Annotated in this window: 14 protein-coding genes; 1 reads left to right on the plus strand and 13 read right to left on the minus strand. The window is 57.1% G+C overall.

Translation table 11 applies throughout. The features are described from left to right. Positions 1-290 precede the first annotated feature (290 nt). Complete coding sequence (gene mutS / locus AC0T7J_RS12755) at positions 291-2,852, plus strand: DNA mismatch repair protein MutS (RefSeq protein ID WP_163637630.1); 2,562 nt, start codon at positions 291-293, stop codon at positions 2,850-2,852. 134 nt (positions 2,853-2,986) lie between these two features. Here the strand turns inward: mutS and rpoS are convergent, their stop codons facing one another. The 13 genes from rpoS to cysG form a co-directional block, all read right to left on the minus strand. Further along, positions 2,987-3,979 (minus strand): RNA polymerase sigma factor RpoS, encoded by a 993-nt coding sequence (gene rpoS / locus AC0T7J_RS12760; protein ID WP_003849090.1) that lies wholly within the window; start codon positions 3,977-3,979, stop codon positions 2,987-2,989. A 57-nt stretch (positions 3,980-4,036) separates the two neighbouring features. After that, positions 4,037-5,137 carry a murein hydrolase activator NlpD gene (gene nlpD, locus AC0T7J_RS12765; protein WP_473794650.1) on the minus strand — a complete coding sequence of 367 codons (1,101 nt, stop codon included), beginning with the start codon at positions 5,135-5,137 and terminating at the stop codon, positions 4,037-4,039. Between the two features lie 162 nt (positions 5,138-5,299). After that, complete coding sequence (locus AC0T7J_RS12770) at positions 5,300-5,926, minus strand: protein-L-isoaspartate(D-aspartate) O-methyltransferase (protein ID WP_010248537.1); 627 nt, start codon at positions 5,924-5,926, stop codon at positions 5,300-5,302. Beyond that, entirely contained in the window at positions 5,920-6,681 is a 762-nt protein-coding gene (gene surE / locus AC0T7J_RS12775) for a 5'/3'-nucleotidase SurE (protein ID WP_473794652.1), read from the minus strand. Before surE ends, AC0T7J_RS12770 begins: the two co-directional genes overlap by 7 nt. A gap of 191 nt (positions 6,682-6,872) precedes the next feature. Continuing rightward, positions 6,873-7,913, minus strand: a complete 1,041-nt coding sequence (truD, locus tag AC0T7J_RS12780; RefSeq protein ID WP_473794654.1) for a tRNA pseudouridine(13) synthase TruD — start codon at positions 7,911-7,913, stop codon at positions 6,873-6,875. Continuing rightward, complete coding sequence (gene ispF / locus AC0T7J_RS12785; RefSeq protein ID WP_010248541.1) at positions 7,910-8,392, minus strand: 2-C-methyl-D-erythritol 2,4-cyclodiphosphate synthase; 483 nt, start codon at positions 8,390-8,392, stop codon at positions 7,910-7,912. Before ispF ends, truD begins: the two co-directional genes overlap by 4 nt. Further along, positions 8,392-9,108: a 2-C-methyl-D-erythritol 4-phosphate cytidylyltransferase gene (gene ispD / locus AC0T7J_RS12790; RefSeq protein WP_010248543.1), complete on the minus strand. Its 717-nt coding sequence runs from the start codon at positions 9,106-9,108 to the stop codon at positions 8,392-8,394. Before ispD ends, ispF begins: the two co-directional genes overlap by 1 nt. Before the next feature lie 3 nt (positions 9,109-9,111). Further along, entirely contained in the window at positions 9,112-9,429 is a 318-nt protein-coding gene (gene ftsB, locus AC0T7J_RS12795) for a cell division protein FtsB (RefSeq protein WP_013358867.1), read from the minus strand. Positions 9,430-9,606: 177 nt separating this feature from the next. Further along, on the minus strand, positions 9,607-9,927 hold the full coding sequence (locus AC0T7J_RS12800; RefSeq protein ID WP_473794656.1) for a DUF3561 family protein: 321 nt from the start codon (positions 9,925-9,927) through the stop codon (positions 9,607-9,609). Between the two features lie 54 nt (positions 9,928-9,981). Further along, a complete protein-coding gene (gene cysC / locus AC0T7J_RS12805) occupies positions 9,982-10,587 on the minus strand; it encodes an adenylyl-sulfate kinase (RefSeq protein WP_473794658.1) in 606 nt (201 codons plus the stop codon). Next, complete coding sequence (gene cysN / locus AC0T7J_RS12810) at positions 10,587-12,014, minus strand: sulfate adenylyltransferase subunit CysN (RefSeq protein ID WP_163637626.1); 1,428 nt, start codon at positions 12,012-12,014, stop codon at positions 10,587-10,589. Before cysN ends, cysC begins: the two co-directional genes overlap by 1 nt. An 11-nt stretch (positions 12,015-12,025) precedes the next feature. Further along, positions 12,026-12,934 (minus strand): sulfate adenylyltransferase subunit CysD, encoded by a 909-nt coding sequence (gene cysD / locus AC0T7J_RS12815; protein ID WP_473794660.1) that lies wholly within the window; start codon positions 12,932-12,934, stop codon positions 12,026-12,028. Between the two features lie 9 nt (positions 12,935-12,943). After that, entirely contained in the window at positions 12,944-14,359 is a 1,416-nt protein-coding gene (gene cysG, locus AC0T7J_RS12820; RefSeq protein ID WP_473794662.1) for a siroheme synthase CysG, read from the minus strand. Positions 14,360-14,390: the final 31 nt, after the last annotated feature.

Raw genomic sequence — 14,390 nt, forward strand, 5'->3', positions numbered from 1 at the left:
ATGCAGCGCAGTGCCCTCCTGCCGGCCGTAAACTGCCGCAAAAATCGCGTGCCGCCTCGCAGCCCCGCATCAGCGTCATGAGAACAGGCACTTTTTTGTCGCCAGCCGCCGCCACATTTGCCAGGATGCCTGTCAGGTTATACCCGGTCAGGATCGCGGCTATGCATCACGCTGGCATATGCCCTGCCCTATTCGTTATCATCTGATTATCCTGCGCGCCTGGAATCCCTTTCGGTTTCATGGGCGTTGACCGCCAGAAATTCACCGCATTAAAGATGAGCTAAAACCTTATGCAAGAGCCAACCGAAAAGGACTTTCCTTCCCATACGCCGATGATGCAGCAGTACCTGCGCCTCAAGGCGGAGCATCCTGACATTCTGCTGTTTTATCGTATGGGTGACTTCTACGAGCTGTTTTATGACGACGCAAAACGTGCCTCGCAGCTGCTGGAGATTTCTCTCACCAAGCGCGGTGCGTCAGCGGGCGAACCGATTCCGATGGCGGGTGTGCCCTATCATGCGGTTGAAGGCTATCTGGCGAAACTGGTACAGCTTGGCGAATCCGTTGCCATCTGCGAGCAGATAGGCGATCCGGCGCTGAGCAAAGGCCCGGTCGAACGCAAAGTGGTGCGCATCGTTACTCCAGGTACCATCAGTGATGAGGCGCTGTTGCAGGAGCGACACGACAATCTGCTGGCGGCGATTGTGCAAAGCCCGCGCGGTTTTGGCTACGCCACGCTGGATATCAGCTCAGGCCGTTTTCGCCTCAGCGAACCTGCCGATGCTGAAACCATGGCGGCAGAGCTGCAGCGCACCAATCCGGCGGAGCTGCTCTACCCCGAAGATTTTCAGGCGATGTCGCTGATCGATCAGCGACGCGGCCTGCGACGCCGTCCGCTGTGGGAGTTTGAGATCGACACCGCACGCCAGCAGCTGAACCTGCAGTTCGGCACCCGCGATCTTAATGGCTTCGGCGTGGAGAACGCGCATCTCGGACTGAGCGCGGCGGGCTGCCTGCTGCAGTATGTTAAAGATACCCAGCGCACCACGCTGCCCCACATCCGCTCGCTGAGCATGGAGCGGCAGCAGGACAGCATCATCATGGATGCGGCCACCCGCCGTAATCTCGAGATCACCCAGAACCTGGCAGGCGGCACTGACAACACCTTAGCGGCGGTGCTGGATAAAACGGTCACCCCGATGGGTAGCCGGATGCTGAAACGCTGGCTGCATATGCCGCTGCGCGATGCGCGCATCATTAACCAGCGTCAGGAGTCGATTGCTGAGCTGCAAAATCTCAGCGACGTGCTGCAACCGGTGTTGCGTCAGGTCGGGGATCTGGAGCGAATCCTGGCTCGCCTGGCCCTGCGCACCGCGCGTCCACGCGATCTCGCCCGCATGCGTCATGCGTTTCAGCAACTGCCGGAACTTAACCAGCTGCTGGCCGATGTTGAGGCGCCACAGTTGCAGAAACTGCGCACGCAGATGGGCGAGTTCACCGCGTTACGTGAGCTGCTGGAACAGGCGGTGATTGAGTCACCGCCGGTGCTGATTCGCGATGGCGGAGTGATTGCACCCGGTTACAACGCGGAGCTGGATGAGTGGCGGGCGCTGGCAGATGGCGCAACGGACTATCTCGACCGGCTGGAGATCCGCGAACGCGAGAAGCTGGGACTGGATACCCTGAAGGTTGGCTTTAACGGTGTGCATGGCTATTACATCCAGGTGAGCCGCGGACAGAGCCATCAGGTACCGATGCACTATGTCCGTCGTCAGACCCTGAAAAATGCTGAACGCTATATCATTCCGGAGCTGAAAGAGTACGAAGACAAAGTACTCACCTCCAAAGGTAAAGCGCTGTCGCTGGAAAAAAGCCTGTATGAGGCGCTGTTCGATCAGTTGCTGCCGCATCTTGAAGCGCTGCAGCTGAGTGCCGCCGCGCTGGCCGAGCTGGATGTGTTAAGCAACCTGGCAGAACGCGCCTGGTCTCTGAACTATTGCCGCCCGGTATTGCAGGATAAAGCCGGGATTAAAATCAGCGGTGGACGCCATCCGGTGGTTGAACAGGTCCTGAAAGAGCCATTTATTGCCAACCCACTGTCACTGGCACCCCAGCGCAGAATGCTGATAATTACCGGCCCCAACATGGGCGGTAAAAGTACCTACATGCGTCAGGCGGCACTGATTGCGCTGATGGCATGGATTGGCAGTTTTGTTCCGGCCGATGAGACGCTGATTGGCCCGCTGGATCGCATCTTTACCCGTGTCGGTGCCGCTGACGATCTCGCCTCCGGGCGCTCGACCTTTATGGTTGAGATGACCGAAACCGCCAACATTCTGCACAACGCTACTGAAAACAGCCTGGTGCTGATGGATGAGATTGGACGCGGAACATCTACCTACGACGGTTTATCACTGGCCTGGGCCTGCGCCGAAAACCTGGCGAACCGTATCAAGGCGATGACGCTGTTTGCCACCCATTACTTCGAGCTGACAACACTGCCGGAAAAAATGGAAGGCGTGGTCAACGTCCATCTGGATGCCGTTGAGCATGGCGACACGATCGCCTTTATGCACAGCGTCCAGGAGGGTGCGGCAAGTAAGAGCTATGGTCTGGCGGTGGCGGCGCTGGCCGGGGTGCCCAAAGAGGTGATTAAGCGGGCACGCAATAAGCTGAAGGAGCTTGAGACCGTTTCAAACCACTCCGCGTCATCGACGGTTGATGGCTCTCAGCTGCCGCTGCTGGTTGAAGAGACTTCGCCTGCCGTGGAGGCGCTTGAGGCACTGGATCCCGATACGCTGACACCGCGTCAGGCGCTCGACTGGATTTATCGCCTCAAATCCCTGGTCTGACAGTACGCCGCACCGCGTTAATGCGCGGTGCGATGCTCGCCCGCCCGTCAATCACTTTTCTGCAGACATAAAAAAAGCGATGGTTTTCACCATCGCTTTTCGCATTCAAACTCAGATTTACTGTTTACGAACGATTATTCACGAAACAGTGCTTCAATGCTGAGGCCCTGCGCCTGCAGGATTTCACGCAGACGGCGTAAACCTTCAACCTGAATCTGGCGTACACGCTCGCGGGTTAAGCCGATTTCACGACCCACATCCTCAAGTGTTGCCGCTTCATAGCCCAACAGGCCGAAACGACGTGCCAGCACTTCACGCTGCTTGGCGTTCAGTTCGAACAGCCATTTAACGATGCTTTGTTTCATATCATCGTCCTGCGTGGTGTCTTCCGGGCCGTTGTCTTTCTCATCGGCCAGAATATCCAGCAGCGCTTTTTCAGAATCACCGCCTAATGGCGTATCAACTGAGGTAATGCGTTCGTTGAGACGTAACATGCGGCTTACGTCATCAACCGGTTTATCAAGCTGCTCAGCGATCTCTTCCGCACTTGGCTCATGGTCAAGCTTATGGGAAAGTTCACGCGCGGTACGCAGATAAACATTCAGTTCTTTCACAATGTGAATCGGCAGACGAATGGTACGGGTTTGATTCATGATCGCCCGTTCAATAGTCTGACGAATCCACCAGGTGGCGTACGTTGAGAAACGGAACCCGCGCTCCGGGTCAAATTTCTCTACGGCGCGAATCAGGCCGAGGTTACCTTCTTCAATCAGGTCCAGCAGGGCTAAACCACGATTGCTGTAACGACGAGCGATTTTCACCACCAGGCGTAAGTTACTTTCGATCATACGGCGACGGGAAGGGATATCACCCCGCAATGCACGGCGAGCGAAGAAGACTTCTTCCTCTGCCGTTAACAACGGAGAATAGCCAATCTCCCCGAGATAGAGCTGCGTCGCATCTAACACACGTTGCGTCGCACCCTGTGATAGCAACTCTTCTTCCGCTACGTCGCTATCACTGGCTTCATTTTCAACGAGTGCCTTCTCGTCAAAAATTTCAGCTCCGTTCTCATCGAATTCCGCGTTCTCATGTAACTCGTTTACTTTCAGCGTATTCTGGCTCATAAGCGGCTCCTACCCGTGATTCCAGGGCAGAACATAAAAATGTTTTGTTCTGCCGGATTATCGCTGCGGCAAATAACGCAACGGGTTTACGGATTTCCCCTTGTAACGAATTTCAAAGTGTAATCTTACTGAACTGGTTCCGGTGCTACCCATGGTAGCGATTTTTTGCCCCGCCTTAACTTCCTGTTGTTCCCGAACCAGCATTGTATCGTTGTGGGCGTAGGCACTCAGGTAATCATCGTTGTGTTTAATGATGATTAAATTACCGTAACCCCGGAGTGCGTTACCTGCGTAAACCACTCGTCCTGAAGCAGTGGCGACCACAGATTGTCCGCGCGTCCCGGCGATATCGATACCTTTATTGCCACCTTCGGCGGCAGAGAAGTTATCGATGATCTTCCCGTCAGTCGGCCAGCGCCAGCTTCCGACTGGCGTTGAACTGTTGGTTGTACTGCTAACCGTTGGGGGTGCGGTAACGACTGGAGCTGTTGTCGTTGCAACATTTGCTCCTTTCGAAGGCAACATTTTGCTGCCACCCGAATTACCTGAATCATCAGAATACGTAATAACAGGTTGCTGTGCAACAGCAGGCGCTTTAATTTGTGGTGCCGCCGGAACGCCGCCCTGCGTTGCATCAGCAACGGTAATGGGATTGCCGCCGGTAATCGGCTGACCCGACCCATTGCCAATCTGTAGAGTCTGGCCGACATTCAGGCCATATGGCGCAGGAACATTGTTGCGCTGGGCTAAATCACGGAAATCGTTGCCGGTAATCCAGGCAATGTAAAACAATGTGTCGCCACGCTTAACGGTATAAGTTTCACCGGAGTAGCTACCCTTAGGAATGTTCTGATAACTGCGATTGTAGACAATCCGGCCATTTTGCGTCTCAACATTGCTGTTGGTACTAACCATTCCACCATTAGCGGGGGCAGATGCTGAATTTTTGCTTAACATTTGTCCCTGGGCTGGCGTGGCAGGAACGCCGCCTGAACCCGTGTCTGCTCCAGACTGGTTAGTATTCATGCCGCCATTATCGCCAACGCGACTGATGGGTGCCTGTGAGTTGTCGCTGGAGCTGCAGCCTGCCAGCCAAAAACCTACCAGTGAAAGCGCCGCCAGACGGCGTAACTGAAAAAGTGTGCTTCCCGTGCTCATTAATCCCCCGTGATGGCAACTCTGATCTATCTGTTTCACTGTATCTGCCAGCAGGATACTCTGCGCGGCGCGATAAAATCTGCATTTTCGTTGAATAAACTGGATAGTAACAACATCAGGTACGTGGTGCCATGAAACAGTTGTGAAGAAATACAAAGAGGGTCAGGCCAGATCGCCCTGCACCAGCGGGACAAAACGCACTGGTTCGATGGTCTCTTCCATCACCTCTTCGCCCTGACGACGCAGGCGCTTCAGTACCTGCTGATCTTCGCCAACCGGCAGCACCATGATGCCGCCTTCTGCCAGTTGTGCTATCAGCGCAATCGGAATTTCAGGCGGGGCTGCCGTGACGATGATGGCATCGAAGGGACCCCGTGAAGGCCAGCCCTGCCAGCCATCACCATGACGGGTTGAGACATTATGCAGATCCAGCTGTTTCAGGCGGCGTTTGGCCTGCCACTGCAGCCCTTTGATGCGTTCCACTGAATAAACATGATCCACCAGATGGGCAAGAATTGCCGTCTGATAACCCGACCCCGTACCTATCTCCAGCACACGCGAATGCGGATTAAGCCCGAGCAGCGCGGTCATCCGTGCGACCATGTAGGGCTGTGATATCGTCTGACCGGAGCCGATGGGCAAGGCAACATTGTCCCAGGCTTTATGCTCGAACGCTTCGTCGATAAAACGTTCGCGCGGCACTTCGCTGATGGCTTTCAGCAGGTTTTCATCATCAATGCCCTGCTGACGCAGTTGTGACAGCAACGTCTCAATACGGCGATTCACCATGCCAGGTTCACCTCAGCTTTAGCCAGCCAGTCACTGAGCACGTTCTGCGCACTGTGCGCCGTTAAATCGACATGCAGCGCCGTGACAGAGACGTAGCCCTGATCCACGGCGGCGAAGTCCGTATCCGGGCCCGCATCCAGTTTTTCGCCTGGCGGACCAATCCAGTAGAGTGTATTACCACGCGGATCCTGCTGTGCAATCACCTGATCCGCCGGATGGCGGCTGCCACAGCGCGTCACGCGGATACCTTTGATTTCTGCCAGCGGCAGATCCGGGACGTTGATGTTGAGAATGCGGCCGGTGCGCAGCGGTTCATGCGTCAGCGCCCTGAGAATAGCGCAGGTTACGGCCGCCGCGCTGTCATAGTGCTGGTGCCCATTGAGCGAAACTGCTATCGCCGGTAAACCAAGATGTCGCCCTTCCATCGCCGCCGCCACCGTGCCGGAGTAGATGACATCATCGCCCAGGTTGGGGCCGGCATTAATGCCTGACACCACAATGTCGGGACGCGGCTGCATCAGCGCATTCACCCCCAGATAGACGCAATCGGTCGGCGTTCCCATCTGAACCGCGATATCGCCGTTTTCATGAGTGAAGGTGCGCAGAGGCGTTTCCAGCGTTAATGAATTCGAGGCACCGCTTCGGTTACGATCGGGGGCAACAACCTGCACGTCAGCAATCTGCCGCAGGGCTTTCGCCAGAGTCTGAATACCTGGCGCATGAATGCCGTCATCGTTGCTGAGCAATATCCGCATTTCGTTCTGACCTTTTTTTATTCGACTGGTCGCCGTGACGGAACCTGTTTTAACGGCATGGCAACAGGTGAGGAATGGACGGCGATTTTTGCATTCTAGCGAGGCGCGCAAGGAAGTGGTAGGCGTAAATCACACGACGGTGGGGGTTTGCCGCAACATTACCCACACTGCGGGTCAGGTTGCGGCGAAGATTACTCATCAATCTGATCGGGCGAGTCCGCGTGGGTCAGCAGCTCCCGGACCACGCTGGTGGCAAAGCTGCCTGCGGGCAGCCAGAATGCCAGTTCCAGCGTGACATCATCCCACCAGCTCCACTGCATATCGCGCGGCACCACCAGCATGGCGCGGCGTGCAGCATCGACCTTCTCACGTTCAATCAGTCCCGGCAGCAGCGTGTCATTAGCCAGCGCCTGCTGTTCAAAGGCCAGCGCGTCAGCCTGCGGGCCAGGCTCGCCCCGTCCCGGCAGCGGCGCGGTGATGCGCAGCTCATGCTGATCAACCCGGCGCTGTGACTCTGCCAGTTCATCAGGCTGGGCGACAAACCAGCTGCCTCGTCCGGTCAGCTGCAACGCATCGCCGTTGAGCACCTGAGTCAGCCCACCCTGCTGTTGCAGACGCGCACTGGTCACCTGATTAAACAGCGCACTGCGCGCGGCAGAGAGCATCAGGCTGCGCTTGTTGCGGTCGCGAATAATGATCTCATTGCGCGCCCACTTTTCTGCCATCACCAGGTTATTGCCGCCGCGGCCAAAGCGCTGTTCACCAAAATAGTTCGGCACGCCCGCATCGCGAATCTGCGCCAGACGCGTTTCAGCCGCATCACGGTCACTGATCTGGCGGATGATCAGCCGGAACGCATTCCCCGCCAGTGCGCCGATGCGCAGCTTACGTTTATGGCGCACCACCTGCAGAATCTCGACCCCTTCCAGCGCAAAACCGCGCAGATCGGGCATCGCATTACCCGGCAGGCGAAAACAGAGTGTCTGTTCCGTCACCGCATGGCGATCTTTCATTCCGGCATAACTCATGTCGCGCTGATGAATACCGAGATACTTCGCCAGTGCCTCCGCCACAAAGCGGGTATTGGCCCCCACTTTACGGATGCGCACCAGCAGGTGCTCACCTTCACCATCCGCGTCATAACCGAGATCTTCAACCACCACGAAATCTTCCGGATTGGCTTTGATCACGCCGGAGGCCACGGGTGTACCGTGCAGGTAATTCAGCATCATTGGCTGTCAGCTTTCAGGACTAACGCCACCGCTTCACAGGCGATGCCTTCGCCGCGCCCGGTAAAGCCCAGCTTCTCGGTGGTGGTCGCTTTGACGTTGACCGCATCCATATGGCAGCCCAGATCTTCTGCAATATTGATCCGCATCTGTGGCACGTGCGGCAGCATTTTCGGTGCCTGAGCAATAATCGTGACGTCGACATTACCGATGCGATAGCCTTTGGCTTCGATACGGCGCCAGGCCTCACGCAGCAGGCCCCGGCTGTCCGCCCCTTTAAAAGCCGGATCGGTGTCAGGAAACAGTTTGCCGATATCGCCCATCGCTACTGCGCCCAGCAGCGCGTCAGTCAGCGCATGCAGCGCCACATCGCCATCCGAATGGGCGATAAAACCCTGCTCAAACGGGATCCGCACACCGCCAATCACTAACGGACCCTCTCCGCCAAAGGCGTGAACGTCAAAACCGTGACCGATACGCATCATGCGCTCTCCTTTAATTGAATCTGACTCAGATAAAAAGCCGCCAGCGCCAGATCTTCTGGCCGGGTGACTTTGATGTTATCACTGCGTCCGCTGACTAACAGCGGGTGGTAGCCGCAATACTCCAGCGCCGAGGCTTCATCGGTGATGGTTGCGCCTTCTGCCAGCGCCCGCGTCAGGCAGGCGGTGAGCAGCGCATGAGGGAAAAATTGCGGCGTTAAGGCGTGCCAGAGATCGTCGCGCTCTACGGTATGGGCCACCGCGGCTTTGCCCGGCTCGCCCCGTTTCATGGTGTCACGCACTGGCGCGGCCAGAATGCCGCCAACGTGGCTCTGTTCACGCACGTTAAGCAGTTGCTGGAGATCGTCGGGATGCAGACAGGGACGCGCGGCGTCATGGACCAGCACCCAGGCGGAACCCTGTGCGGCCTGCAATCCGGCCAGCACCGATTCGGCGCGGGTCTCTCCGCCTGTCACCCTGAGCACGCGCGGATCGCGTGCCAGCGGCAGTGAAGCGAAGTGCTGGTCATCAGGGCTGAGGGCGACAATCACCTGTTTGATAGCGGGATGGGAAAACAGACGAGCAATGCTGTGTTCCAGAAGGGTGTGCTGACCAATCGTCAGATACTGCTTAGGACAGGTTGCCTGCATGCGGCTGCCGATCCCGGCAGCGGGCACCACGGCAATCACATCCGCAAGGGAGGCCAGAGTATTCATGTTTTATCGTTGTTGGTTTTGCGCTGCTTGTTGCGCGTTGCGTTTGTTCTGGTCAGGCACCAGGCGATAGAAAGTCTCACCGGGCTTAATCATGCCCAGTTCATTGCGTGCACGCTCCTCGATCGCTTCCGAGCCGCCATTGAGATCGTCAATTTCGGCAAACAGCTGATCGTTTCGCGATTTCAGTTTGGCATTGTTTGCCTGTTGCACCGCGACATCATCATTGACGCGCGTATAGTCATGGATGCCATTTTTCCCCAGCCACAATGAATATTGCAGCCAGCCAAGCAGCACCAATAACAGTAACGTCAGTTTTCCCATCCTGCCCCCTAAAAACGGCCCAATCATCCCATAACTTTGCACAGGACTCCACACCAGCGGAGAAAATGGCGCGCTTTGCTGCGCGTCTGCGCAAAATATGAATCAGTACCGATTCAGACGGGAAAAGATTTGTAACCTGCCGATGCGTTTGCACATCAGCGCGGGCGCACTGACGGCTTACCAGCCGGAGAGAAAAGAGAACATTAACCAGAAGAGCGTGACCACCATAATCACTGTGGCGAGTGCGGCCCACAGCCACTGTCCATTCAGCAGCGTATTCAGCGCGATACCCGTGACTACGGCAACCGGCAGCAGCGCCAGAAAGAATGGCCAGGTATAAAGAAAGAAGAACAGCGTGTTAGAGCCATACAGCAGGAAAGGGATCGCCAGCGCGCACCAGTAAGCGAGAAAGCCGATAACGCCGCCCGGTAGCAATGAGCGCGGCTCATCCGGGGAGGAGTCATCTTTACGAGCGAGCATTGGGGTAATGTTCTGCATAGGCATCCTGTTGGCGCGAGGGCGGCAAATCAGAAACGATTTGCCGCTATCTCTTCAGGACCTGATGATATCGCGGTCACGCAGCAGGTCTAACAATTGGGCGGCCAGTTTTGTAACCAATTGTTCGCCATCCAGCTGGATTTCCGGGCGATCGGGCGCCTCATAGACGCTGTCGATGCCGGTGAAATTACGCAATTCACCGGCGCGCGCTTTGCGATACAACCCTTTCGGGTCGCGCGCTTCACACACGGCTAACGGCGTATCGACAAATACCTCGATAAACTGTCCCGGCTCCAGCAGATCGCGCACCATCTGACGCTCGGCGCGATGCGGCGAAATAAAAGCCGTGAGCACCACGAGCCCGGCATCCACCATCAGTTTCGCCACTTCACCAACGCGACGGATATTCTCTTTACGGTCATCATCGCTGAAACCGAGGTCACGACAGAGACCGTGACGCACATTGTCACCATCCAGCAAATAGGTGATGACACCGATGCGGTGCAGCGCCTGCTCCAGCGCACCCGCAACCGTGGATTTCCCCGAGCCAGAAAGCCCGGTGAACCACAGCACCACGCCCTGATGGCCATGCTGCTGTTCGCGAGAGGCGCGTGTCACCGGATGATCATGCCACACCACGTTATCGTCGTGCTGAGCCATTACTGACCACCCAGCAGGTCGCGCGCATTCCAGTGTGGGAAGTGACGGCGCACCAGCGCATTCAGTTCCAGCTCAAACGCGCTGAACTCACCGGTATTAACCGGGGCATCGTGGTTTGGCTGATGGATCATACCGGCACCCACGGTGACGTTGCTCAGGCGATCGATAAAGATCATGCCGCCGGTCACCGGGTTCTGCTGATAGCTGTCGAGCACCATCGGTTCGTCAAAGGTGATCTCAATGCGACCGATACCGTTCAGCGGCAACGTATCGACCTGACGCGTCTCCAGCGAGTTGATCTCGACCTGATGCAGCACCTTCTCTACCCGGCCACGGGTTTTCTTACCGGCGATTTTCAGGTCGTAACTCTGACCGGCCTGCAGCGGCTGTTCTGCCATCCAGACCACGTCAACGCTGGCAGACTGAACCGCTGCCAGATCTTCACTGGCATCCACCAGCAGATCGCCACGGCTGATATCAATCTCATCCTGCAGCACCAGGGTAATCGCTTCGCCTGCACCCGCTTCCTGCAGATCGCCATCAAAGGTCACAATGCGGGCAATAGTCGACTCCACGCCCGAGGGCAGCACTTTAACGCGCTGGCCTACCTGCACGCTGCCCGACGCGAGGGTGCCGGCATAGCCACGAAAATCGAGGTTCGGACGGTTGACATACTGCACCGGGAAACGCATCGGCTGATGATCGACGACACGCTTCAGCTCCACGGTCTCCAGCACATCCAGCAGTGTCGGGCCGCTATACCACGGCATGGTCTGACTGGCAGAGGCGACGTTATCCCCTTCCAGCGCCGACATCGGCACAAAGCGGATATCGAGGTCTTCCGGCAACTGGGCAGCAAAGTCGAGGTAATCCTGTTTGATCTGCTCGAAGCGCTCCTGGTTGTACTCCACCAGATCCATTTTATTGATCGCCACTACCAGGTGTTTGATCCCCAGCAGCGTCGAGATAAAGCTGTGGCGGCGGGTCTGATCCAGTACGCCTTTACGCGCATCGATCAGCAGGATCGCCAGATCGCAGGTTGACGCGCCGGTCGCCATGTTACGGGTGTACTGCTCATGTCCCGGCGTGTCGGCGATAATAAATTTACGCTTTTCGGTCGAGAAGTAGCGGTAGGCCACATCAATGGTAATGCCCTGTTCACGCTCAGCCTGCAGACCATCCACCAGCAGCGCCAGATCGAGCTTCTCGCCCTGGGTGCCGTGACGCTTGCTGTCGTTGTGCAGCGATGAGAGCTGATCTTCATAGATCTGACGGGTGTCATGCAGCAGACGTCCAATCAGGGTACTTTTTCCGTCGTCAACGCTGCCGCAGGTCAGAAAACGCAGCAGGCTCTTGTGTTGTTGCGTGGTCAGCCAGGCTTCAACGCCGCCCTGGTCGGCAATCTGTTGTGCAATTACGGTATTCATCTGGCGTCTCCTTAGAAATAACCCTGACGTTTTTTCAGTTCCATCGAACCGGACTGATCGCGATCGATCATGCGGCCCTGACGCTCGCTGGTGGTGGAAACCAGCATCTCTTCGATGATCTCCGGCAGTGTCTGTGCCCCGGACTCTACCGCGCCGGTCAGCGGCCAGCAGCCGAGCGTACGGAAACGGACCATTCGTTCGGTGATCTCTTCACCCGGCTGCAGGTTGATGCGATCGTCATCGATCATCATCAGCATGCCATCACGCTCCAGCACCGGACGCGGTGCGGCGAGATAGAGCGGCACGATCTCGATATTTTCCAGGAAGATGTACTGCCAGATATCCAGTTCAGTCCAGTTCGACAGCGGGAAGACGCGGATGCTTTCACCCTTGTTGATCTGACCGTTGTAGTTGTGCCATAGCTCAGGACGCTGGTTTTTCGGATCCCAGCGATGGAAGCGGTCACGGAATGAGTAGATACGCTCTTTGGCGCGTGACTTCTCTTCATCACGACGTGCGCCGCCAAAGGCCGCATCAAAACCATATTTGTTGAGCGCCTGCTTCAGCCCTTCGGTTTTCATGATGTCAGTGTGTTTGGCACTACCGTGAACAAAGGGGTTGATCCCCATCGCCACGCCTTCCGGATTGCGGTGAACCAGCAACTCTGCGCCCATCGCTTTCACCGTGCGGTCGCGAAACTCGTACATTTCACGGAATTTCCAGCCGGTATCCACATGCAGCAACGGGAAGGGCAGCGTGCCTGGGTAGAAGGCTTTACGCGCCAGATGTAGCATGACCGAGGAGTCTTTGCCGATGGAATACATCATCACCGGATTGCTGAACTCTGCCGCCACTTCGCGAATGATGTGGATACTCTCCGCCTCCAGCTGACGCAGATGAGTGAGTCGTTTTTGGTCCATGATTTTCCCTCAAGCCAGATTGACAACGGCGGACTCGCGAGCCCCCTGCTGTGCTGAATGTTTAAACCAGGCGAGTTGCCTGTGCAGATTAACCACCTCTCCGATCACCAGCAGCGCCGGAGTGGGTGCCGAGGCGGCCAGCGCCTCAAGTTGTTCTAAGGTGCCGGTCAGCACCTGTTGATCCTGACGGGTGCCGCGACTGATCACCGCCACCGGCGTTGATGGTGCGCGACCGTGCTGAATCAGCGCCGCGCTGATGGCAGCGGCTTTAACGGTTCCCATGTAGATCGCCAGCGTCTGACGCGCACGCGCCAGCGATGGCCAGTCAATGTCATCCCCATCGGGACGGCAGTGACCGGTAATAAACATCACGCTCTGCGCGTAGTCGCGGTGGGTCAGCGGAATACCGGCATAGGCCGTTGCACCGGCAGCCGCGGTGACACCGGGCACCACCTGGAACGGCACACCCGCCTGCTGAGCCGCCTGCAGCTCTTCGCCGCCGCGGCCAAAGATAAAGGGATCGCCGCCCTTGAGGCGCACGACGCGTTTGCCTTTCAGCGCCAGTGAAACCAGCATCTGATTGATCTCTTCCTGCGGCAAGGTATGCGCGCTGGCCCGTTTGCCGACGCAGATGCGATCGGCATCGCGACGCACCAGGTCCAGCACCTCTTCGCTGACCAGATGGTCGTAGAGCACCACATCGGCTAACTGCATCACCTGCAGACCACGCAACGTCAGCAGGCCGCTGTCGCCCGGCCCGGCACCCACCAGAAAGATCTCACCCTGACGGGTCGGCTCTTCCTGCAGCTCACGGTCCAGCGTGCGCTTCGCCTCTTCGACGTTACCGGCAGACATCTCACTGGCGAACCGGCCGTCGAAAGCACGTTCCCAGAAGCGCCGACGGTCAGACATGCGGCTGAAGCGCTGTTTGACTTTATCGCGCCAGAGTCCGGCCACTTCAGCCATCTGACCCAGACTGGCAGGCAGCAGCGTTTCGATTTTTTCGCGCAGCATGCGTGCCAGCACTGGTGCGGTGCCGCTGGAGGAGATCGCCACCACCAGCGGTGAGCGGTCAACAATCGAGGGGAAGATAAAGGTGCATTTTGGCTGGTCATCCACCACGTTAACCAGCTTATGCCGCGCGTTGGCGGCTTCAAACACCAGGGTGTTGAGTTGGTTGTCGTCGGTGGCGGCAATCACCAGGAAAACGCCATCCAGCTGGGCCGGGTCAAATTCGGTCGCCAGCCACTCCAGCTCCTGCTTATCCAGCAGTGCCTGCAGTTCAGGGCAGAGTTCACGAGAGGCGATGAGAACGCGTGCGCGCGCACGGCGCAGCAGTTCAATTTTTCGCGCCGCGATATCTCCCCCGCCAACAACCAGAACCGGGCGGCCAGAAAGATCGGCAAAAAGAGGCAAATAGTCCACGTTAACCCTGATGTTTTAACTTTGTATTAAC

This window comes from Pantoea sp. E956-1 (assembly GCF_982223955.1).

Bases quoted from the DNA above. Each gene is read 5' to 3' on its own strand.
- truD (WP_473794654.1), bottom strand. From the start codon at position 7,913: ATGATGCTGAATTACCTGCACGGTACACCCGTGGCCTCCGGCGTGATC.
- surE (WP_473794652.1), bottom strand. From the start codon at position 6,681: ATGCGGATATTGCTCAGCAACGATGACGGCATTCATGCGCCAGGTATT.
- cysN (WP_163637626.1), bottom strand. From the start codon at position 12,014: ATGAATACCGTAATTGCACAACAGATTGCCGACCAGGGCGGCGTTGAA.
- ftsB (WP_013358867.1), bottom strand. From the start codon at position 9,429: ATGGGAAAACTGACGTTACTGTTATTGGTGCTGCTTGGCTGGCTGCAA.
- AC0T7J_RS12800 (WP_473794656.1), bottom strand. From the start codon at position 9,927: ATGCAGAACATTACCCCAATGCTCGCTCGTAAAGATGACTCCTCCCCG.
- cysD (WP_473794660.1), bottom strand. From the start codon at position 12,934: ATGGACCAAAAACGACTCACTCATCTGCGTCAGCTGGAGGCGGAGAGT.
- ispD (WP_010248543.1), bottom strand. From the start codon at position 9,108: ATGAATACTCTGGCCTCCCTTGCGGATGTGATTGCCGTGGTGCCCGCT.
- AC0T7J_RS12770 (WP_010248537.1), bottom strand. From the start codon at position 5,926: ATGGTGAATCGCCGTATTGAGACGTTGCTGTCACAACTGCGTCAGCAG.
- rpoS (WP_003849090.1), bottom strand. From the start codon at position 3,979: ATGAGCCAGAATACGCTGAAAGTAAACGAGTTACATGAGAACGCGGAA.
- nlpD (WP_473794650.1), bottom strand. From the start codon at position 5,137: ATGAGCACGGGAAGCACACTTTTTCAGTTACGCCGTCTGGCGGCGCTT.
- mutS (WP_163637630.1), top strand. From the start codon at position 291: ATGCAAGAGCCAACCGAAAAGGACTTTCCTTCCCATACGCCGATGATG.
- ispF (WP_010248541.1), bottom strand. From the start codon at position 8,392: ATGCGTATCGGTCACGGTTTTGACGTTCACGCCTTTGGCGGAGAGGGT.
- cysC (WP_473794658.1), bottom strand. From the start codon at position 10,587: ATGGCTCAGCACGACGATAACGTGGTGTGGCATGATCATCCGGTGACA.